This is a genomic window from Streptomyces sp. NBC_00086 (assembly GCF_026343255.1).
Lineage (GTDB): Bacteria > Actinomycetota > Actinomycetes > Streptomycetales > Streptomycetaceae > Streptomyces.
Genome location: NZ_JAPELZ010000001.1, coordinates 5,640,878 through 5,659,957, shown reverse-complemented (window position 1 = coordinate 5,659,957; position 19,080 = coordinate 5,640,878). Strand labels below are relative to the sequence as shown.

General features: G+C 69.9%; 19 protein-coding genes. 11 read left to right on the top strand and 8 right to left on the bottom strand.

All coding sequences use genetic code 11. From position 1 onward, the window contains the following. Positions 1 to 179 precede the first annotated feature (179 nt). Together ppdK and dusB are read right to left on the bottom strand one after the other, a co-directional pair. A complete protein-coding gene (ppdK, locus tag OG276_RS25440) occupies positions 180 to 2,888 on the bottom strand; it encodes a pyruvate, phosphate dikinase (protein WP_266909013.1) in 2,709 nt (902 codons plus the stop codon). Between the two features lie 375 nt (positions 2,889 to 3,263). Further along, on the bottom strand, positions 3,264 to 4,406 hold the full coding sequence (dusB, locus tag OG276_RS25435) for a tRNA dihydrouridine synthase DusB (RefSeq protein ID WP_266909012.1): 1,143 nt from the start codon (positions 4,404 to 4,406) through the stop codon (positions 3,264 to 3,266). Between the two features lie 64 nt (positions 4,407 to 4,470). Between dusB and OG276_RS25430 the strand changes: the two genes are divergently transcribed. Next, positions 4,471 to 5,931, top strand: a complete 1,461-nt coding sequence (locus OG276_RS25430) for an MFS transporter (protein ID WP_266909011.1) — start codon at positions 4,471 to 4,473, stop codon at positions 5,929 to 5,931. Positions 5,932 to 6,002: 71 nt separating this feature from the next. On the opposite strand, the gene OG276_RS25425 is transcribed toward OG276_RS25430, so the two are convergent. Next, positions 6,003 to 6,458 carry a MarR family winged helix-turn-helix transcriptional regulator gene (locus tag OG276_RS25425; RefSeq protein WP_266909010.1) on the bottom strand — a complete coding sequence of 152 codons (456 nt, stop codon included), beginning with the start codon at positions 6,456 to 6,458 and terminating at the stop codon, positions 6,003 to 6,005. Between the two features lie 90 nt (positions 6,459 to 6,548). Between OG276_RS25425 and OG276_RS25420 the strand changes: the two genes are divergently transcribed. From OG276_RS25420 to OG276_RS25395, 6 genes are all read left to right on the top strand, one after another. After that, positions 6,549 to 6,893, top strand: coding sequence for a DoxX family protein (locus tag OG276_RS25420; protein WP_266909009.1), 345 nt, complete (start codon positions 6,549 to 6,551; stop codon positions 6,891 to 6,893). Between the two features lie 90 nt (positions 6,894 to 6,983). Further along, the gene (locus OG276_RS25415; RefSeq protein ID WP_266909008.1) at positions 6,984 to 7,412 is read left to right on the top strand and encodes a polyketide cyclase; all 429 of its coding nucleotides are present in this window, start codon (positions 6,984 to 6,986) and stop codon (positions 7,410 to 7,412) included. Further along, the gene (locus tag OG276_RS25410) at positions 7,412 to 7,840 is read left to right on the top strand and encodes a MarR family winged helix-turn-helix transcriptional regulator (protein WP_266909007.1); all 429 of its coding nucleotides are present in this window, start codon (positions 7,412 to 7,414) and stop codon (positions 7,838 to 7,840) included. The genes OG276_RS25415 and OG276_RS25410 overlap by 1 nt, the downstream gene beginning before the upstream one ends. Positions 7,841 to 7,965: 125 nt before the next feature. Then, positions 7,966 to 8,997 (top strand): aldo/keto reductase, encoded by a 1,032-nt coding sequence (locus OG276_RS25405; RefSeq protein ID WP_266909006.1) that lies wholly within the window; start codon positions 7,966 to 7,968, stop codon positions 8,995 to 8,997. A gap of 21 nt (positions 8,998 to 9,018) precedes the next feature. Beyond that, complete coding sequence (locus OG276_RS25400; protein WP_266909005.1) at positions 9,019 to 9,612, top strand: TetR/AcrR family transcriptional regulator; 594 nt, start codon at positions 9,019 to 9,021, stop codon at positions 9,610 to 9,612. A gap of 145 nt (positions 9,613 to 9,757) precedes the next feature. Then, a complete protein-coding gene (locus OG276_RS25395) occupies positions 9,758 to 10,486 on the top strand; it encodes a VC0807 family protein (protein ID WP_266909004.1) in 729 nt (242 codons plus the stop codon). A 69-nt stretch (positions 10,487 to 10,555) separates the two neighbouring features. Here OG276_RS25395 and OG276_RS25390 read toward each other — a convergent pair whose 3' ends face one another. Then, a complete protein-coding gene (locus OG276_RS25390; protein WP_266909003.1) occupies positions 10,556 to 11,938 on the bottom strand; it encodes a glycine--tRNA ligase in 1,383 nt (460 codons plus the stop codon). Between the two features lie 156 nt (positions 11,939 to 12,094). Here OG276_RS25390 and OG276_RS25385 point away from each other — a divergent pair, with 156 nt between their 5' ends. The 4 genes from OG276_RS25385 to OG276_RS25370 are packed head-to-tail and all read left to right on the top strand — an operon-like array spanning position 12,095 to position 15,262. Further along, on the top strand, positions 12,095 to 13,078 hold the full coding sequence (locus OG276_RS25385) for a metal ABC transporter substrate-binding protein (protein ID WP_266909002.1): 984 nt from the start codon (positions 12,095 to 12,097) through the stop codon (positions 13,076 to 13,078). Positions 13,079 to 13,113: 35 nt separating this feature from the next. Then, positions 13,114 to 13,905 (top strand): metal ABC transporter ATP-binding protein, encoded by a 792-nt coding sequence (locus OG276_RS25380; RefSeq protein ID WP_266909001.1) that lies wholly within the window; start codon positions 13,114 to 13,116, stop codon positions 13,903 to 13,905. Further along, the gene (locus tag OG276_RS25375; protein ID WP_266909000.1) at positions 13,905 to 14,771 is read left to right on the top strand and encodes a metal ABC transporter permease; all 867 of its coding nucleotides are present in this window, start codon (positions 13,905 to 13,907) and stop codon (positions 14,769 to 14,771) included. The genes OG276_RS25380 and OG276_RS25375 overlap by 1 nt, the downstream gene beginning before the upstream one ends. 59 nt (positions 14,772 to 14,830) lie before the next feature. Beyond that, positions 14,831 to 15,262 carry a Fur family transcriptional regulator gene (locus OG276_RS25370; RefSeq protein ID WP_266908999.1) on the top strand — a complete coding sequence of 144 codons (432 nt, stop codon included), beginning with the start codon at positions 14,831 to 14,833 and terminating at the stop codon, positions 15,260 to 15,262. Here the strand turns inward: OG276_RS25370 and OG276_RS25365 are convergent. The 4 genes from OG276_RS25365 to OG276_RS25350 all read right to left on the bottom strand — a co-directional run bounded on the left by OG276_RS25365 (position 15,259) and on the right by OG276_RS25350 (position 19,056). Then, complete coding sequence (locus OG276_RS25365; RefSeq protein ID WP_266908998.1) at positions 15,259 to 15,828, bottom strand: YcxB family protein; 570 nt, start codon at positions 15,826 to 15,828, stop codon at positions 15,259 to 15,261. The genes OG276_RS25370 and OG276_RS25365 overlap by 4 nt on opposite strands. Before the next feature lie 17 nt (positions 15,829 to 15,845). Next, positions 15,846 to 16,673 (bottom strand): isoprenyl transferase, encoded by an 828-nt coding sequence (locus tag OG276_RS25360; protein WP_266908997.1) that lies wholly within the window; start codon positions 16,671 to 16,673, stop codon positions 15,846 to 15,848. Positions 16,674 to 16,684: 11 nt separating this feature from the next. Beyond that, positions 16,685 to 17,431: a DNA repair protein RecO gene (recO, locus tag OG276_RS25355; protein ID WP_266908996.1), complete on the bottom strand. Its 747-nt coding sequence runs from the start codon at positions 17,429 to 17,431 to the stop codon at positions 16,685 to 16,687. A 116-nt stretch (positions 17,432 to 17,547) separates the two neighbouring features. Next, a complete protein-coding gene (locus OG276_RS25350; RefSeq protein WP_266908995.1) occupies positions 17,548 to 19,056 on the bottom strand; it encodes a nucleobase:cation symporter-2 family protein in 1,509 nt (502 codons plus the stop codon). Positions 19,057 to 19,080 lie beyond the last annotated feature (24 nt).

Genomic DNA, 19,080 nt, shown 5'->3' with positions numbered 1-19,080 from the left:
AAGACTGGCCCGGGGGAACGCCCGCGAACACGGGGGAACGCCGGGCGGCGCCGTGAAACGCCGCAGAGCGCCGGGGAACAGCGGGCAAGGCCGGGGAAATAGACGCGCCTGCCACCGGACGTCAGGGAACCCGGGGGCAGGCGCGGTCGATGGGGCCCCGGCATCGGGGCCGCGGAGGGTCAGCGGCTGTCGCTGCCCTTCGCTTCGGCGGCGGCGCGGCCGGCCTCCAGGCGCGCGACCGGGATCCGGAACGGCGAGCAGGAGACGTAGTCCAGGCCCACCTCGTGGAAGAAGTGGACGGACTCGGGGTCGCCGCCGTGCTCTCCGCAGACGCCGAGCTTGAGGTCGGGGCGGGTGGCCCGGCCGGCCTCGACGGCGCTGCGGACCAGGGTGCCGACGCCGTCGCGGTCGATGGTCTCGAAGGGGGAGACCCCGAAGATGCCCTTCTCCAGGTAGGCGGTGAAGAAGCTGGCCTCGACGTCGTCGCGGGAGAAGCCCCACACGGTCTGGGTCAGGTCGTTCGTGCCGAAGGAGAAGAACTGCGCGGCCTCGGCGATCTGGCCGGCGGTGAGGGCGGCGCGGGGCAGCTCGATCATGGTGCCGATGGTCAGCTTGAGGTCGGTGCCGGTGGCGGCCTCGACCTCGGCGATGACCGCGTCGGCCTCCTCGCGGACGATCTCCAGCTCCTGGACGGTGCCCACGAGCGGGACCATGATCTCGGCGCGCGGGTCGCCCTTGGCGTTCTTGCGCTCGGCCGCGGCCTCGGCGATCGCCCGGACCTGCATCTTGAACAGGCCGGGGATGACCAGGCCGAGGCGGACGCCGCGCAGACCCAGCATCGGGTTCTGCTCGTGCAGCTTGTGCACGGCCTGGAGCAGGCGCAGGTCGTTCTCGTTGGCGTCCTTGCGGGACTCGGCGAGGGCGACGCGCACCGACAGCTCGGTGATGTCGGGCAGGAACTCGTGCAGCGGCGGGTCGAGCAGGCGGACGGTGACGGGCAGCCCGTCCATCGCCTCGAACAGCTCGACGAAGTCCTTCTTCTGCAGCGGCAGGAGGGCACTGAGTGCCTCCTCGCGCTCGTCGTCGGTGTCCGCGAGGATCAGACGCTCCACCAGTTCGCGGCGCTCGCCGAGGAACATGTGCTCGGTGCGGCACAGGCCGATGCCCTGGGCGCCGAAGCGGCGGGCGCGCAGCGCGTCCTCGGCGTTGTCGGCGTTGGCGCGCACGCGCAGGCGGCGTACGCGGTCGGCGTAGGCCATGATCCGGTGCACGGCGGCGACGAGCTCGTCGGCGTCGTCGGCGCCGGCGTGCATGCGGCCCTCGAAGTACTCGACGACCGGGGACGGTACGACGGGTACCTCACCGAGGTAGACCTTGCCGGTGGAGCCGTCGATGGAGACGACGTCGCCCTCTTCGACGACCGTCCCGCCGACCGTCATGCGGCGGCGCTTGGTGTCGACTTCGAGGTCCTCGGCGCCGCAGACGCAGGTCTTGCCCATGCCGCGGGCCACGACGGCGGCGTGCGAGGTCTTGCCGCCGCGCGAGGTCAGGATGCCCTCGGAGGCGATCATGCCGTCGAGGTCGTCCGGGTTGGTCTCGCGGCGGATCAGGATGACCTTCTCGCCGGACCGCGACCACTTGACGGCCGTGTAGGAGTCGAAGACGGCCTTGCCGACGGCCGCGCCCGGGGAGGCGGCGATGCCGCGGCCCAGCAGGGTGGTCTTCGCGTCCTCGTCGAAGCGGGGGAACATCAGCTGCGCGAGCTGGGCGCCGTTGACGCGCTGGAGGGCCTCGGCCTCGTCGATCAGGCCCTGGTCGACGAGCTGGGTGGCGATGCGGAAGGCGGCGCCGGCGGTGCGCTTGCCGACACGGGTCTGCAGCATCCACAGCTGGCCGCGCTCGATGGTGAACTCGATGTCGCAGAGATCCTTGTAGTGGGTCTCCAGCGTCGTCATGATCGTCATGAGCTGGTCGTACGAGACCTTGTCGATGGTCTCCAGGTCCGCGAGCGGCACGGTGTTGCGGATGCCCGCGACCACGTCCTCGCCCTGGGCGTTCTGGAGGTAGTCGCCGTAGACGCCCGCGTGGCCGGTGGCCGGGTCGCGGGTGAAGGCGACGCCGGTGCCCGAGTCGGGGCCGAGGTTGCCGAAGACCATGGAGCAGATGTTGACCGCGGTGCCCAGGTCGCTCGGGATGCGCTCCTGGCGGCGGTAAAGCTTGGCGCGGTCGGTGTTCCAGGAGTTGAAGACCGCTTCGACGGCGAGGTCGAGCTGCTCGCGGGCGTCCTGCGGGAAGTCGCGGCCGGCCTGCTTGGCGACGATCTTCTTGAAGCGGGTGACCAGCTTCTTCAGGTCGGCGGCGTCGAGGTCGGTGTCGACGGTGACCTTCTTGGCGGCCTTGGCCTCGTCGAGGGCCTCCTCGAACAGCTCGCCGTCCACGTCGAGGACGGTCTTGCCGAACATCTGGATCAGGCGGCGGTACGAGTCCCACGCGAAGCGCTCGTTACCGGCCTGGGTGGCGAGGCCGGTGACGGACTCGTCGGAGAGGCCGATGTTGAGGACCGTGTCCATCATGCCCGGCATCGAGAACTTGGCGCCGGAACGCACGGAGACCAGCAGCGGGTCGTCCGACTGGCCGAGCTTCTTGCCCATCTTCGCCTCGAGGGCGGCGAGGTGCGCGCTGACCTCTTCGCGCAGCTCGGCCGGGGCCTCGCCGCTGTCGAGGTAGACCTTGCAGGCCTCGGTGGTGATGGTGAAGCCGGGAGGGACCGGCAGACCCAGGTTGGTCATCTCGGCGAGGTTGGCACCCTTGCCGCCGAGAAGGTCCTTGAGGTCGCGGTTGCCCTCCGTGAAGTCGTAGACGAGCTTCTGATCTTTGTTTTCCGACACGGGTCTCGACTCCTCGAGGCTCGGTGGCTGCCCTGACGGCCAGGAACATACCCAGATCGAAGGCTTATGGGTACGTCCACTTGGCGGTCATACGGCCGTAACCACCTGGGTGCCAGCCAATCGAATGTAACTGGTGAGTAGCCAGAACACACGAAGACCTTTCAGGTCCCGAAGACCAAGGTGCCCACTGGGGCTTGTTTCCGCTCCGATGAGCGATCATCGATACATTTGCGTTCAATACTTGAACGCAGAAAGGGTGGCACCCAGTGCCACCCTTTGAAAGTCTTACCCGTGACTATTGCGCTCATCTGAGCGAAACCTCACCCATGCGTGGCGTATGTCACGCCACGCATGGCACGCTTTGCCAGCGATTTCTCAGCCTCCGGACGTGTCCAGTTCGGCTTCCTCGCTCACGCCCGCGCAGTCATACGGATCCTTCAGCCAGCCCTCGGGCAGGACAACCCGGTTGTTTCCGGACGTACGGCCTCGCGGACCGTCCGCGCTGTCCGGCCAGGGCTGATCCAAATCCAGCTCGCTCAGATGAGCATCCAGTTCGGCCAGGGAGGAGGTGACGGCGAGCTTCTGCCGCATCTCCGAACCCACCGAGAAGCCCTTGGTGTACCAGGCCACGTGCTTACGGAAGTCGATCACCCCGCGCGCCTCGTCGCCGATCCACTCCCCCAGCAGCTGTGCGTGGCGGAGCATGGTCTGCCCGACCTCCCGCAGCGTCGGCTTGTGGAAGTCCTCCGGGCGCCCCTCGAAGGCCGCGACCAGGTCGTTGAACAGCCACGGCCGCCCCAGGCAGCCGCGCCCGACGACGACCCCGTCGCAGCCGGTCTCGCGGACCATCCGCAGCGCGTCCTCGGCGCACCAGATGTCGCCGTTGCCGAGCACCGGGATCTCCGGCACGTGCTCCTTGAGCCGTGCGATGGCCTCCCAGTCGGCGGTGCCGCCGTAGTGCTGGGCGGTGGTGCGGCCGTGCAGGGCTATGGCGGTGATGCCCTCCTCGACGGCGATCCGGCCGGCGTCGAGGTAGGTGAGGTGGTCGTCGTTGATGCCCTTGCGCATCTTCATCGTGACCGGCAGGTCGCCGGCGCCCGCGACGGCCTCGCGCAGGATCGCGCGCAGCAGGTTGCGCTTGTACGGGAGGGCCGAGCCACCACCCTTGCGGGTGACCTTGGGCACCGGGCAGCCGAAGTTGAGGTCGATGTGGTCGGCGCGGTCCTCTTCGACGATCATGCGGACCGCCTTGCCGACCGTCGCGGGGTCGACTCCGTACAGCTGGATCGAGCGGGGCTTCTCGGTCTCGTCGAAGTGGATCAGCTGCATGGTCTTCTCGTTGCGCTCGACCAGGGCCCGGGTCGTGATCATCTCGCTCACGAACAGCCCCTTGCCGCCCGAGAACTCGCGGCACAGGGTACGGAACGGGGCGTTGGTGATGCCGGCCATCGGCGCGAGCACCACCGGGGGCTGCACGGTGTGCGGGCCGATCGCGAGAGGCGGGGGGAGCGTGGTCATTCCCCCATTGTGGCTCAGCCGTGCCGTTGATCGCATGTCGTTAGTTAGGCGTACTATCGGCCGCATGGACGAGCTGACCCAGCGGCGGCGCCTGCTGATCCTGACGATCTGCTGCATGAGCCTGCTCATCGTCAGTCTGGACAACACCGTCCTGAACGTCGCCCTGCCCTCCATGCGCCGCGACCTGGGCGCCTCCGTGGCCGGTATGCAGTGGACGATCGACGCGTACACGCTGGTCCTGGCCTCGCTGCTGATGCTGGCCGGCTCCACCGCGGACCGGATCGGCCGCCGCAAGGTCTTCATCGTCGGCGTCGTGCTGTTCACCGCGGGCTCGGTGCTCTGCTCGCTCGCGCCGAGCCTGGGCTGGCTGATCGCCTTCCGGATGATCCAGGCCGTGGGCGGCTCGATGCTCAACCCGGTCGCCATGTCGATCATCACCAACACCTTCACCGAACCGCGCGAGCGGGCACGCGCCATCGGCGTCTGGGGGGCGGTCGTCGGCATCTCCATGGCCGCGGGCCCGCTGATCGGCGGCCTGCTCGTGGACTCGGTCGGCTGGCGGTCGATCTTCTGGATCAACCTCCCCGTCGGCCTCCTCGCCCTGGCCCTGACCCTGCGCTACATCCCGGAGTCCCGGGCCGACCACCCGCGCCGCCCGGACCCGGTCGGGCAGCTGCTGGTCATGGGGCTGCTCGGCTCGGTCACGTTCGGGATCATCGAGGCCCCCGCGGCCGGACCGGGCTCCCCGCTGATCCTGGGCTGCGCCTTCGTCGCCGCCTCGTCCCTGGCCGGGCTGCTGGTCTACGAGTCGCGGCGGTCGGAGCCCCTGATCGACCCGCGGTTCTTCCGCAGCGCCCCCTTCAGCGGGGCCACGGTGATCGCGGTCAGCGCCTTCGCCGCGCTGTCCGGGTTCCTGTTCCTGAACACCCTGTACCTCCAGGACGTACGGGGCCTCGGCGCGCTGGACGCCGGCCTGTACATGCTGCCGATGGCGGTCTTCGCCTTCCTTTGCGCGCCCGTGTCGGGACGGCTCGTCGCCACCCGGGGGCCGCGGCTGCCGCTGCTGGTCGCGGGCGTGACGATGAGCGCGAGCGGGCTGCTGTTCGCCGCCTTCTCGGCCGAGAGCTCGACGCCGATGCTGTTCTGCGGGTACGTGCTCTTCGGCATCGGGTTCGGCCTGGTGAACGCCCCGATCACCAACACCGCGGTCTCCGGTATGCCGCGCGCCCAGGCCGGGGTGGCCGCCGCGGTGGCCTCCACCAGCCGGCAGACCGGCGGGGCGCTGGGCGTGGCGATCGTGGGCGCGGTCCTGGCCGCCGGGATGGCGGGCGGGTCCGGTTCCGCCGCCGAGTTCGTGGCCTCGGCCCGGCCCGCCTGGTGGATCATCACGGTGTGCGGACTGCTCGTCCTGTGCGTCGGCTTCGCCACCAGCGGCAGCTGGGCCCGCGAGACGGCCCTGCGCACGGCCCGCGCCCTGGAGCCGAAGGCCGGCCCTGCACGCACGGGCGCCTCGCCGCGGCACTGAGCCGGGGCTGGGCGGCTGCTCGCGTGCCCGTCTGAGCGTTTGAGCGTTTGAGCGCCTGAGCGCCTGGCCGCCTACTCCCCGCAGGCGAAGTCCTCGCTGTTCGAGTCGATCCGGTCCAGCAGACCGCGCAGCGCCTCCTGGTCCCGGTCCGAGAGGCGGGCGAAGAGTCCGAGTTCCACCGCGTCGAGGGCCGCGTTCGTCTTCGCGAGGGCCGCGGTGCCGGCGTCGGTGATGGCGACGTTGTGGCGGCGGCGGTCGGCCGGGTCCCGGCGGCGCTCGACGAGCCCGTCGCCCTCCAGGTCGTTGAGGATCCCGACGAGCACGCTGGGGTCCACCTCCAACCGCTCGGCCAGCGCGCGCTGGCCGATGGGCCCGCCGTCCAGGTGCGTGAGGGCCATCGCGTGGCGCGGGGTGAGTCCGGCGGCGCTGAGCGCCTGCTTCATGCGGGTCTGGGTGATCGATCCGTGCCAGGCCAGCAGCATGCCCAGTCGCTGCGGCGGGTGCGTGGGGTCCTGAAGCGCCGTCATGTCCACATCGTAACAACCGGGAAATGATTGCGCCTGGACAATCGTTGATGGTATTCAATGGTTCTACATCGCCGATCGTTGGAGCCCACCATGTTCATCGCCTATGCCGTCGTCGCCGGACTGCTCGCCCTCACGCTCGCCGCGTCCGCGACCTTCACCCTCCAGCGCAACCCCGCGATCACGGAGAGCATGGGGAAGGTCGGCGTGCCCGACTCCTGGCTCCCCCGGCTGGCCACCCTCAAGGCGGCCGGGGCGATAGGCCTGGTCGCGGGCCTGTGGCTGACCCCGCTGGGCATCGCCGCCGCCATCGGCGTGACCCTCTACTTCATCGGCGCCGTCGTCTTCCACCTGCGCGCGAAGGACTACGCCTTCGCCCCCGCGGCCGTCCTCACCCTGGTCGCGGCAGCGGCCCTGGTCCTGCGCGTGGCGGCCTGACGCGCCCGAGCCGCACCCCCCGCCCGACCTCCTGGACAGTTATTCTTCGCGCAGATAGTCTGCGCGAAGAATATCTACCAGGAGGCCCCCATGTGGGAGTACGAGCACGGCATCGAGACCACCGCCGCACCCGAGGCGATCTGGGCCCTGTGGGCCGACGTCGAGAACTGGGGCGCCTGGAACGCCGACATCGAGAAGATCGAGCTCCGGGGCCCCTTCGCGGCGGGTGCGGAGATCACCATGACCCCGGCCGGCCAGGACCCGGTGGAACTGCTCGTCGCCGAGGTCGCCGAGGGCGAGATGTTCATCGACGAGGCGCGCTTCGCCGGCCTGGTCCTGCGGACCACCCATCGCGTCTACCGACTCGACCCGGCACTCGACCCGGCGCGCAGCCGGGTGGTGTACCGGATGGAGATCAGCGGCGAGGGCGCCGCCGAGGCGGGCCCGGAGATCGGGCCGGCCATCACGGCCGACTGGCCCGACACCATGGCCGCGCTGGTCCGGACGGCCCAGGGCTGATGCCCCTGACCCCCGGCGAGAGCCCCGGCTTCCTCCTCTGGCACGCCACCCTGCGCTGGCAGCGGGGCATCGCCGCGGCGCTGGGGCCCCTGGGCCTGACCCACGTGCAGTTCGTCCTCCTCGCCTGCGCCTGGTGGCTCAACGAACAGGGCGAGCAGCCCAACCAGCAGGCACTGGCGCGCCAGGCGGGCACCGACGTGAAGATGACCTCACAGGTGGTGCGCACCCTGGAACAGAAGGGGCTCCTCGCCCGCGAGGTCGATCCGGCGGACACCCGCGCCAAGCGGCTGCGCGTCACCGCGGCCGGGGCCGAGTTGGCTCCGCGGGCGATCGCCGCCGTCGAGGGGGTCGACGAGGAGTTCTTCCGGCCGGTCCCGCGCGAGGACGCCATCACCCTGCTGAGCCGCCTGGCCCGCCCCGAGTCCTGACCTCACGCCCTCCCCCACCCTCCCGCCCCGCCCCACCCAGCCCCGTCCGCCTTGCGGGCGGGGCTTCCTCACACGAAGGACTGACAGATATTGAAACCTGTCAGCCGTCATGTCATTCTCGTTCCATGACGACGAACCAGAGCACCTCAAAGGCCGGCACCCGCACTCTCGGCAGCACCGGACCCGGCATCTTCCCCCTGGGGCTGGGCTGCATGGGGATGTCCGCCCTCTACGGCGAGGCCGACCGGGCGGAGTCCCTCGCCACCATCCATGCCGCCCTGGACGCCGGGGTCACCCTTCTGGACACCGGCGACTTCTACGGCATGGGGCACAACGAGCTCCTCATCAACGAAGCCCTGCGCACCGCCCCCGCCGCGGCCCGCGAGTCGGCGCTGACCAGCGTGAAGTTCGGCGCCCTGCGCACGGTCGAGGGCGGCTTCACCGGGTACGACGGGCGGCCGGAGGCCGTCAAGAACTTCCTGGCCTATTCGCTCCAGCGGCTCGGCCGGGACCACATCGACATCTACCGCATCGCCCGCGTGGACCCCGACGTACCGATCGAGGAGACCGTCGGCGCCATCGCCGATGCGGTCACCGCCGGGCACGTCCGGCACATCGGGCTCTCCGAGGTCGGCGCGGACACCCTGCGCCGGGCCGCCGCCGTGGCTCCCATCGCCGACCTCCAGATCGAGTACTCCCTGATCTCGCGCGGCATCGAGGAGGAGATCCTGCCGACCGCCCGCGAGCTCGGCATAGGCATCACGGCGTACGGGGTGCTGTCCCGCGGCCTGATCAGCGGGCACTTCACCCGCGACCGTGCCCTGGCTCCGGGCGACTTCCGCGGGATGAGCCCGCGCTTCCAGGGCGGCAACCTCGACCGGAACCTCGATCTGGTCGACGCCCTGCGCAAGGTCGCCGACGAGAAGGGCGTCACCGTCGCCCAGACGGCCATCGCCTGGGTGCTCTCCCGGGGCGAGGACATCGTGCCGCTGGTCGGCGCCCGCAGGCGCGACCGGCTCGGCGAGGCACTGGGCGCCCTTCAGGTCGTCCTGACCCCGACCGACCTCGCGGCCATCGAGGACGCCGTCCCGGCCGGTGCGGCCGCCGGCGACCGGTACCCGGCAGCGCAGATGGCCCACCTGGACAGCGAGCACTGATCCGGCTGTACGGTCGTACTCATGCCACCCGCAGCCGCCGAGCCCCTCACCCCCGAGCGCATCCTCGCAACCACCGAGGAGGTACTGCGCCGGTTCGGCCCGACCAAGGCGACCGTGGTGGACGTGGCGCGCGCCCTGGGCGTCAGCCACGGCAGCGTGTACCGGCACTTCCCCTCGAAGGCCGCACTGCGCGAGGCCGTCACGGAACGCTGGCTCGCCAAGAGCGAGATCATGCTGGAGGAGATCGCCTCGGCTCCGGCCGAGCCCGCCCTCTCCAAGGTGGAATCGTGGCTGGAGGCTCTGTTCGAGGCCAAGCGCCACAAGGCGGGTGACGACCCGGAGCTGTTCGCGACGTACATCGTGCTGCTCGGCGAGAGCAGTGGCGTGGTGGAGAACCACATCACCGAGCTGATCGGGCAGCTCTCCCGGATCATCGGCGAGGGGGTCGCGGCGGGCTCGATCAGCGCGCCCGACGTACCAGCCGCGGCGCGCGCGGTGTTCGACGCCACCGGGCGCTTCCACGATCCGCAGTACGCGGCGGACTGGCTGGACCCGACCATCACCGCCGAGTTCGAGGCGGTCACCGCCCTGGTCATGCGCGGCCTGCGCGCCTGACGCCTGACGCCTGACGCCTGACGCCTGGAACTGTCCGCTCCGGACATCTTGATCATCATTTGGGACGGCGGGCCCTTGCCGTGCACCTGCCAGGTTCCTAGGTTCCCCCTTACCGCACACCATCAGGTCTGTTCCAGGGGGAACCTTGTCCGCTCAGCAAGAACCGGCAGCGCAGTCCGGGCCGCCGGCCAGGTCCGGATCGGCCGCCGCGATCGGCTGGATCCTGACCATCGGGTTCAACGTGGTCGCGCCCATCCTCACGTACAACATGCTCACCGACCGGGGCTGGAGCGAGTTCGCCGCGCTCCTGGTCAGCGGCGGCTGGCCGGTGGTCGACTCCCTCGTCCACCTCGCCTGGCGCCGCAAGGTCGACGAGTTCGCCGTGGTCACCCTGGTCTTCCTGGTGATCACCGCTCTCGTCACGCTGATCGGCGCGCACTCGGCGCGCGCCCTGCTCATCAAGGACTCGGGAGTGACGGGCCTGTTCGGCGCGCTGTGCGTCGCCACCCTGTTCACGCCCCGGCCGCTGATGTTCTACTTCGGCCGCAAGTTCGGGACCGACGGGACCAAGGAGGGCGTGGCGTACTTCAACGGGCTCTGGCAGTACCCCGACTTCCGCGCGGCGATGCGGCGGATGACCACGGTCTGGGGCGTCGCCTACCTGGTGGAGGCCGCGCTGCGGGTGGCGCTGGCGTACACGCTGAGCGTCGACACGATGGTGTGGGTCAGCCCCGTCCTGATCTACGGCTTCCTGGTCTCGCTGATCGTCTGGACCGTCCGGTTCTCCAAGCGCACCCAGGCCGAGGGCGAGGCGAGGGCCGCAGCTCTGGCGGCCGCCGCGGCCGCCGCGGCCGGCAGTCCGGCGCCCGCGTAACCGGCCCGGAAGACGGCAGTGGCCCGGTGCGCATCGCGCACCGGGCCACTGCCGTTCGAGCGGCGGAACCTAGCAGCCGAGCAGGCGGCTGCCGAGGTAGCTCTGGATCTGGTCCAGGGAGACGCGCTCCTGCTTCATGGTGTCGCGCTCGCGCACGGTCACGGCGTTGTCGTCGAGGGTGTCGAAGTCGACGGTGACGCAGAACGGCGTACCGATCTCGTCCTGGCGACGGTAGCGGCGGCCGATGGCGCCCGCGTCGTCGAACTCGATGTTCCAGAACTTGCGCAGGTCGGCGGCGAGGCCCTTGGCCTTCGGCGACAGCTGCGGGTTGCGGGACAGCGGAAGGACGGCGACCTTGACCGGGGCCAGGCGCGGGTCGAGGCGCATCACGGTGCGCTTCTCCATGACGCCCTTGGCGTTCGGGGCCTCGTCCTCGTTGTACGCGTCGAGCATGAAGGCGAGCATGGCGCGGTTGACACCGGCCGCCGGCTCGATGACGTACGGGGTGTAGCGCTCCTTCGACTCCTGGTCGAAGTACACGAGGTCCTGGCCGGAGGCGGCGGAGTGGGCCTTGAGGTCGAAGTCGGTGCGGTTGGCCACGCCTTCGAGCTCGGAGAACTCATTGCCACCGAAGTTGAAGCGGTACTCGATGTCGGCGGTGCGCTTCGAGTAGTGGGACAGCTTCTCCTTCGGGTGGTCGTACCAGCGGATGTTCTCCTCGCGGATGCCGAGGTCGCGGTACCAGTTCCACCGCTCCTGCATCCAGTACTCCTGCCACTGCTCGTCCTCGCCCGGCTTGACGAAGAATTCCATCTCCATCTGCTCGAATTCGCGGGTGCGGAAGATGAAGTTGCCGGGGGTGATCTCGTTGCGGAAGGACTTGCCGACCTGCGCGATGCCGAAGGGGGGCTTCTTGCGCGAGGAGGTGAGCACCTGGGCGAAGTTGGTGAAGATGCCCTGGGCCGTCTCGGGGCGCAGGTACGCCTTGGAGCCGGTGTCCTGGGTCGGGCCGAGGTGGGTCTCCAGCATGCCGGAGAACTGCTTGGGCTCGGTGAACTGGCCCTTCACACCGCAGTTGGGGCAGTTGATGTCGGCGAGACCGCCCGCGGGCGTGCGGCCGTGCTTGGCCTCGTACGCCTCTTCCAGGTGGTCGGCGCGGTGGCGCTTGTGACAGGAGGTGCACTCGGTCAGCGGGTCGGAGAAGGTGCCGACGTGACCGGAGGCCACCCAGACCTCGGGGGCCAGGATCACGGAGGAGTCGATGCCGACGATGTCCTCACGTCCGGTGACCATGGCCTTCCACCACTGGCGCTTGATGTTCTCCTTGAGCTCGACGCCGAGCGGGCCGTAGTCCCAGGCAGCCCGGGAGCCGCCGTAGATCTCACTGCACGGGAAAACGAAGCCACGGCGCTTGCTCAGGCTGACGATGGTTTCGATCTTGTCGGCGGCCACGGTGCTCTCTTCATTTACGAGGACGAACGGCGAAGCCTCAAGGTTACCGGCGCGCGCACCCCCCCTTTCAAATCGAGACCGCCTTAAACGGGCCCTCCACACCCCTCCCACCAGGGTTTTTGACAATCGTTTCCATCTTTGATGAAAATGGATGTCATGAACGTACGACGACGCCTCATACCCACCGCCGCCCTCGCCGCAACCGCCGCCCTCGCCGCGACCGCCCTCACCGCCTGCTCGGGGACGGCCGGGGCCGCCGGGGCCAAGGACGGCAAGCTCGGCGTGACGGCGTCGTTCTATCCGATGCAGTTCCTCGCCGAGCAGATCGGCAAGGACCACGTGCAGGTCGACACCCTCACCAAGCCCGGGGTCGAGCCGCACGACCTGGAGATCACCCCGAAGCAGACCGCGCAGCTCGGCGAGGCCGATGTCGTCCTCTACCTCAAGACGCTGCAGCCCGCCGTCGACAAGGCCATCGCCCAGTCCGGCGTGAAGAACATCGTCGACGCCGCCACCCTCACCAAGCTGGAGGTGCACGGCACCTCCGGCCACGACGGTCATGACGCGGCCGCCGAAGAGGGCCACACCGAAGGTGACGGCCACAACCACGGCGAGTCCGGCGAGGACCCGCACGTCTGGCTCGACCCGGTCAAGTACGCGGAGATCGCCAAGGGCGTCGGCGCGGCCCTGGAGAAGTCCGACCCCGACCACGCGGCGGACTACAAGAAGAACACCGACGAGCTCGTCGCCAAACTGGGTGCGCTCGACACCGAGTTCAAGGACGGCCTGAAGAACACGGCCTCCAAGACCTTCATCACCACCCACTCCGCCTTCGGCTACCTCGCCGAGCGCTACGGCCTCGACCAGGAGGGCATCTCCGGCGTCGACCCCGAGTCCGAGCCGAGCCCGGCCCGGATGAAGGAGCTGCAGACCCTCTCGAAGCAGGACAATGTGTCGACGGTGTTCTTCGAGACCCTGGCCAGCGACAAGACGGCCAAGACCCTCGCGGCGGACACCGGCCTGAAGACCGACGTCCTGGATCCCCTGGAGGGAATCACGGACAAGTCCCAGGGTGCTGACTACTTCGAGGTCATGCGGGCCAACCTGAAGAACCTCCAGAAGGCACTCGGCAGCAAGTAATGGCGACAGCAGTAGCGGCATCGGAGGCACGAGCCATGGAGTCCAAGCCCGGCCAGGCCCTGGACCAGCCCGTCATATCCCTGCGCGGGGCCACGGCCTCGCTCGGCTCGCGCCCCGTGCTGCGCGGCATAGACCTCACCGTCCGCAGCGGTGAGGTCGTCGCCCTGCTCGGCGCCAACGGCTCCGGCAAGTCCACGGCCGTCCGCGCCGTGGTCGGCCAGGTCCCGCTGAGCGACGGCGCCCTGTCCCTCTTCGGCACCGAGTTCAAGCGCTTCCGCGACTGGTCGCGCATCGGGTACGTGCCCCAGCGCACCACCGCCGCCAGCGGGGTGCCCGCCACCGTCCGCGAGGTCGTCTCCGCCGGCCGCCTCGCCCGGACCCGTTTCGGGCTCCTGCGCAAGGCCGACAAGGCCGCCGTGGAGCACGCACTGGACCTGGTCGACATGGGCTCGCACGCCGACGCCTCCGTCAACGCCCTCTCCGGCGGCCAGCACCAGCGGGTGCTCATCGCCCGCGCGCTCGCCGGCGAACCCGAGCTCCTGATCATGGACGAGCCGATGGCCGGTGTAGACCTGGCCAACCAGGAGATCCTCGCGAACGCCCTGCGCAGCCAGGTCGCCGCCGGCACCGCCGTGCTGCTGGTCCTGCACGAGCTGGGCCCGCTGGAGCCGCTCATCGACCGCGCCGTCGTCCTGCGCGACGGCTGCGTCACCCACGACGGCCCGCCCCCGGAGGCCCTGGGGCAGCACGCGCTGCCGGGCCACGACCACGTACACCCGCACTCCGCGCACGACGCCGAGCCCCTCCGGACGGGACTGCTGAGCTGATGGACCTCCTCGACTACGCCTTCATGCAGCGGGCCCTCATCGCCGCCGCCCTCGTCGGTCTCACGGCCCCCGCGATCGGCACGTACCTCGTCCAGCGCCGGCAGGCCATCATGGGCGACGGCATCGGACACGTGGCCATGACCGGCGTCGCGCTCGGCTTCCTGCTCAACACCAGCCCGATCTGGATGGCCACCCTGGTCGCGATCGTCGGCGCGGTCGGCATGGAGCTGATCCGCTCCCGCGGCAGGACCAGCGGGGACATCGCGCTCGCCATGCTCTTCTACGGCGGCATGGCCGGCGGCGTCATGATCATCAATCTGGCCCCGGGCGGCTCCACGGCCAATCTGACCAGCTACCTGTTCGGATCCATCACGACCGTCTCGACCGAGGACACCGTCACCGCCGCGATCCTCGCCGTGTTCGTCATCGCGGTCACCGTCGGCCTGCGCCGCCAGCTGTTCGCGGTCTGCCAGGACGAGGAGTTCGCCCGGGTCACCGGCCTGCCGGTGCGCTTCCTGAACCTGCTGATGGCGGTCACCGCCGCCATCACCGTCACCGTCGCGATGCGCATCGTCGGCCTGCTGCTGGTCAGCGCCATGATGGTGATCCCGGTCGCCGCCGCCCAGCGCGTCACCCGGGGCTTCACCGCCACCCTGAGCCTGGCCATGCTGATCGGCGTCCTGGTCTCGCTCTCCGGAACGGCCGCGACCTACTACGTCGACGCACCCTCCGGGGGCGCCATCGTGCTGCTCGCCATCGCCGTGTTCATCGTCATGACGGCGGTGTCCACCCCCCTGGCCCGGCGCCGCGCCCAGGCCGCCCGCGCCGCCGAGGAAGTCTGTACGCGGGACGACGTAAAGGTCTGAAGACCTCGGGCAGGCGGCCGCCTGGCACAATGGGCCGCACCCGAGACGAGGAGGAACCGGTGGCGACTGCGCCTGGCGAGACGAATACCGCGCCAGTACGAGGACGATCCACCCGACAGCGGGCCGCGGTGGCGGCGGCGCTGGACGAGGTGGACGAGTTCCGCAGTGCCCAGGAACTCCACGACATGCTCAAGCACCGCGGTGATTCCGTGGGTCTGACCACCGTCTACCGCACCCTGCAGTCCCTCGCGGACGCCGGCGAGGTCGACGTGCTGCGGACCAGCGACGGCGAGTCCGTCTACCGCCGCTGCTCCACCGGGGACCACCACCACCACCTGGTCTGCCGCAAGTGCGGCAAGGCCGTCGAGGTGGAGGGCCCCGCGGTGGAGAAGTGGGCGGAGGCGATCGCGGCGGAACACGGCTTCGTGAACGTCGCCCACACGGTGGAGATCTTCGGCACCTGCGCCGACTGCGCTGCCAAGGCCGCCTAGAGCCTGCGCAGGTTCCGGTCCAGGATCGCCCGCAGGGCGTCGGTGTCCGCCGGGGGCAGGATGCCCCGCTTGGGCAGGACCGTGAGGGCCACCGCCGACTTGTCGTCGCTGAGCATGACGAACGAGCCCGGTGTCTCCAGGTACGTGGGCTGCGCGCTCCACCCGATGCGCGCCTCGCTGTCGGCCGTCGTCACCCGGACTCCGGAGTCGTCGACGAGGACCCGAGCCTCCCCCGCCTTCTCCACGTAGCCGCCGAACGACCGCGCCAGCAGCCAGGGCGTCAGACGGGGAACGAGCGGCGAGAGCGCCCACAGCACCGCCCCGGCGACGGCCACGCCAACAGCCCGGGCACTGACGGTCCCGTCCAAGACCACGGTCAGCACCCCGAACAGCACCAGCAGCGTCCCGAGCACGGGGTACATCCAGCGCAGGCGCCGCCCCGCGGCCGTCGAGGCGGACCGGGCCCGGAGCGCCTCGGCGAGCTCCGGCCTGGTCGTCAGATACACCAGTTCGACCGCCCGGCCGCCTGGCGTCCCCACTTGCTCCGCATGCATGTTCGTATCCATGACAGCGGAGCCTACGGTCAGGGGCGGCCGGCGCTGCCCTCGCCCTGGTTCGGGACGGCGCCGCCGAAGCGGCGGTCGCGCTGGGCGTACTCGTAGCAGGCCTGCCAGAGGTTGCGGCGGTCGAAGTCGGGCCACAGGACGTCCTGGAACACCATCTCGGCGTACGCGCTCTGCCAGAGCAGGTAGTTGGAGGTGCGCTGCTCGCCGCTGGGGCGCAGGAAGAGGTCCACGTCCGGCATGTCCGGGTAGTACATGTACTTCGCGAAGGTCTTCTCGTTGACCTTCGAGGGATCCAGCCGGCCCGCCGCCACATCGCGCGCGATCGCCTGCGCCGCGTCCGCGATCTCCGCGCGGCCGCCGTAGTTGACGCAGAAGTAGAGGGTCATCGCGTCGTTGTCGACGGTCTGCTCCTGGGCGACCTGGAGCTCCTGGACGACCGACTTCCACATCTTCGGCATGCGGCCGACCCAGCGGATGCGGATGCCCAGCTCGTTCATCTCGTCGCGGCGGCGGCGGATGACGTCGCGGTTGAAGTTCATGAGGAAGCGCACCTCGTCGGGCGAGCGCTTCCAGTTCTCCGTCGAGAAGGCGTACAGGGAGAGGTTCTTGACGCCCATCTCCAGGCAGCCCTTGAGCACGTCGAGTACGACGCCCTCGCCCACCTTGTGGCCCTCGGTGCGCGGCAGCCCGCGCTCCTTGGCCCAGCGGCCGTTGCCGTCCATGACGATCGCGACGTGGTTCGGGACGAGCTCGCCGGGGATCTTCGGCGGGCGCTCACCGGAGGTGTGCGGCTCGGGAACCTTGTACTCGCGGCGAGAGCGCCCCAGAATCCCGCGTCGTGCCATGTGCCCAGCTCCTATTTCTCGACGTATCGAAGGGAGCGTAGCCCGCGCTCCAGATGCCAGTGCAAGTAGGCGGAAACCAGCCCGCTTCCCTCCCGCACGTGACGCGCCTCGCACGCGTCGGCATGCCCCCAGTCGCCCGTCAGCAGTGCGCTGAGCAGGGCGATGGCCTCCGACGAGGGTACGACGCTGCCGGGAACGCGGCAGTCGCCGCATATGACCCCGCCCGCGGCGACGGAGAAGTGCCGGTTGGGTCCGTGGAGTCCGCACTTCGCGCAGTCGTCGAAGCTGGGCGCGTAGCCGTTGACGGCGAGGGAGCGCAGCAGGAAGGCGTCGAGGATGAGGTTGGGGGCGTGTTCGCCGCGCGAGAGGGTGCGCAGGGCGCCGACGAGCAGCAGGTACTGCTGTACGGCGGGCTCGCCCTCGTGGTCGGTGAACCGCTCGGCGGTCTCCAGCATCGCGGTGCCGGCGGTGTAGCGGGCGTAGTCGGTGGCGATGCCGTTGCCGTACGGGGCGATGATCTGGGTCTGCGTGCAGAGCGGCAGGCCGCGGCCGATCAGTTCCCCGGTGCGCGAGAAGAACTGCACGTCGGCGTGGGAGAAGGGTTCCAGCCCGGCGCCGAACTTGGACTTGGTGCGCCGCACGCCCCGGGCGACGGCCCGGACCCGGCCGTGGCCCCGGGTCAGGAGCGTGATGATGCGGTCCGCCTCACCCAGCTTCTGGGTGCGCAGCACGATGCCGTCGTCGCGGAACAGACTCATGGGCTCATTGTCCCGTACGCCACCGACAGGACGGACTCCCCGGACGGCACGCACTCCCCGGACGGCAGCGACCCCCGCCGGGCACGAGGCCCGGCGGGGGACACCCCTTGGGAGGATCAGGCGGTCGGCGCCGGGGCGGGCTCGCCCTCGCCCGACTGGGCCGGGATGGCTGCCGTGGGCTCGTCGTCCGACGCGGCGGCGACGGCCACCGGGGCTTCGGCCGCGGGAGCGTCGGCCTGCGGGGCTTCGGCCGGGGCGTCGTGCGCATCGTCCTTGCCCAGACCGTTGAAGATCAGGTTCAGGACGATGGCGGCCGTGGCACCGAGCGTCACACCGCTGTTGAGGAGCGAGGAGAGGTCGGCGTCCATGTGGTCCTTGAAGAGGACCGGGACGGTGGCGGGGAGCAGCGCGAAGGCCAGGGAGACGCCCACGACGAGCGCGTTCTTCTCCTCCTTGAGGTCGACCTTGGCCAGGGTCTGGATGCCCGCCAGGGCGACCATCGCGAACATCACGGTCGCGGCGCCGCCGAGCACTCCGTGCGGAACCGCGGCGACGATCGCGGCGGCCTTGGGGATCATGCCGAGCACGATCATGAAGACGCCCGCGGCGACCACGACGAAGCGGCTCTTGACCTTGGTCATGCGGACCAGGCCGACGTTCTCGGCGAAGGCCACGTACGGGAAGGAGTTCAGGACGCCGCCGAGGGCGGTCGCGGCTCCGTCGGCACGCAGGGCGCGGGCCACGGTCTCGCTGTCGATGTCCTTGCCGACGATGTCACCGACGGCGTAGGTGTCGCCGGTGGTCTCGACCATGGTGATCAGCATGACGATGAGCATCAGGACGATCGGGAACCACTCGAACTTCGGGGCGCCGTAGTAGAACGGCGTGGTGATGCCGATCCAGTCCGAGTTGCTCACGTTGCCGAACTTGGCGTCGCCGAGCAGGAAGGCGACGGCGGTGCCGCCGACCAGGCCGAGCAGGATGGAGATGCTGTTGAGGAACGGCTTGCCGAGCTTCATCAGGATGAGGATGAAGAGCATCGTGCCGCCGGCGTAGGCGAAGTGCTTCGGGTCACCGAAGTCGGGGCTGCCGAGGCCGCCCGCGGCGTCGTTCAGGCCGACCGGGATCAGCACGATGCCGAGGACGGTGATCACCGTGCCGGTGACGACCGGCGGGAAGAGCCGCATGATCGTGCGGAAGGCCTTGGGGGGCAGCCAGGCGAAGGCGAAGGTGGCGATGCCGGCCGTGATGACCGCGCCGTAGATGACGAGCAGACCCGCCGTCCCGCCGCCGGCTCCGAGACCTATGGCGATCATCGGGGACACCGCGGTGAAGGTGACGCCCTGGATCAGGGGGAGCCGCGCACCGATCCTGCCGATGCCCCACGCCTGGATGATCGAGGCGATACCGCAGGTGAAGAGGTCGGCATTGATCAGGTAGACCAGCTGCTCGGTGGAGAGCCCGAGGGCGCCACCGACGATGATCGGAACGATCACCGCACCGGCGTAGAACGCGAGTACGTGCTGGAAGCCGTACAGCGCGAGCTTGGGGAGGGGGAGCACCTCGTCGACCGGGTGCGTGCTCTGCTTTCCGGTGGCGGAAAGCGGTGCGGCGACACGTGCCATCTCTGCCTTGCCCTTCAATGAGGT

Coding starts and splice junctions, on each gene's coding strand:
- dusB (WP_266909012.1), bottom strand. CDS start 4,406: ATGACCACGCTCCCCCCGCCTCTCGCGATCGGCCCGCACACCGTGCAG.
- OG276_RS25430 (WP_266909011.1), top strand. CDS start 4,471: ATGGACGAGCTGACCCAGCGGCGGCGCCTGCTGATCCTGACGATCTGC.
- OG276_RS25425 (WP_266909010.1), bottom strand. CDS start 6,458: ATGACGGCGCTTCAGGACCCCACGCACCCGCCGCAGCGACTGGGCATG.
- OG276_RS25420 (WP_266909009.1), top strand. CDS start 6,549: ATGTTCATCGCCTATGCCGTCGTCGCCGGACTGCTCGCCCTCACGCTC.
- OG276_RS25415 (WP_266909008.1), top strand. CDS start 6,984: ATGTGGGAGTACGAGCACGGCATCGAGACCACCGCCGCACCCGAGGCG.
- OG276_RS25410 (WP_266909007.1), top strand. CDS start 7,412: ATGCCCCTGACCCCCGGCGAGAGCCCCGGCTTCCTCCTCTGGCACGCC.
- OG276_RS25405 (WP_266909006.1), top strand. CDS start 7,966: ATGACGACGAACCAGAGCACCTCAAAGGCCGGCACCCGCACTCTCGGC.
- OG276_RS25400 (WP_266909005.1), top strand. CDS start 9,019: ATGCCACCCGCAGCCGCCGAGCCCCTCACCCCCGAGCGCATCCTCGCA.
- OG276_RS25385 (WP_266909002.1), top strand. CDS start 12,095: ATGAACGTACGACGACGCCTCATACCCACCGCCGCCCTCGCCGCAACC.
- OG276_RS25380 (WP_266909001.1), top strand. CDS start 13,114: ATGGAGTCCAAGCCCGGCCAGGCCCTGGACCAGCCCGTCATATCCCTG.
- OG276_RS25375 (WP_266909000.1), top strand. CDS start 13,905: ATGGACCTCCTCGACTACGCCTTCATGCAGCGGGCCCTCATCGCCGCC.
- OG276_RS25365 (WP_266908998.1), bottom strand. CDS start 15,828: ATGGATACGAACATGCATGCGGAGCAAGTGGGGACGCCAGGCGGCCGG.
- OG276_RS25360 (WP_266908997.1), bottom strand. CDS start 16,673: ATGGCACGACGCGGGATTCTGGGGCGCTCTCGCCGCGAGTACAAGGTT.
- recO (WP_266908996.1), bottom strand. CDS start 17,431: ATGAGTCTGTTCCGCGACGACGGCATCGTGCTGCGCACCCAGAAGCTG.
- OG276_RS25350 (WP_266908995.1), bottom strand. CDS start 19,056: ATGGCACGTGTCGCCGCACCGCTTTCCGCCACCGGAAAGCAGAGCACG.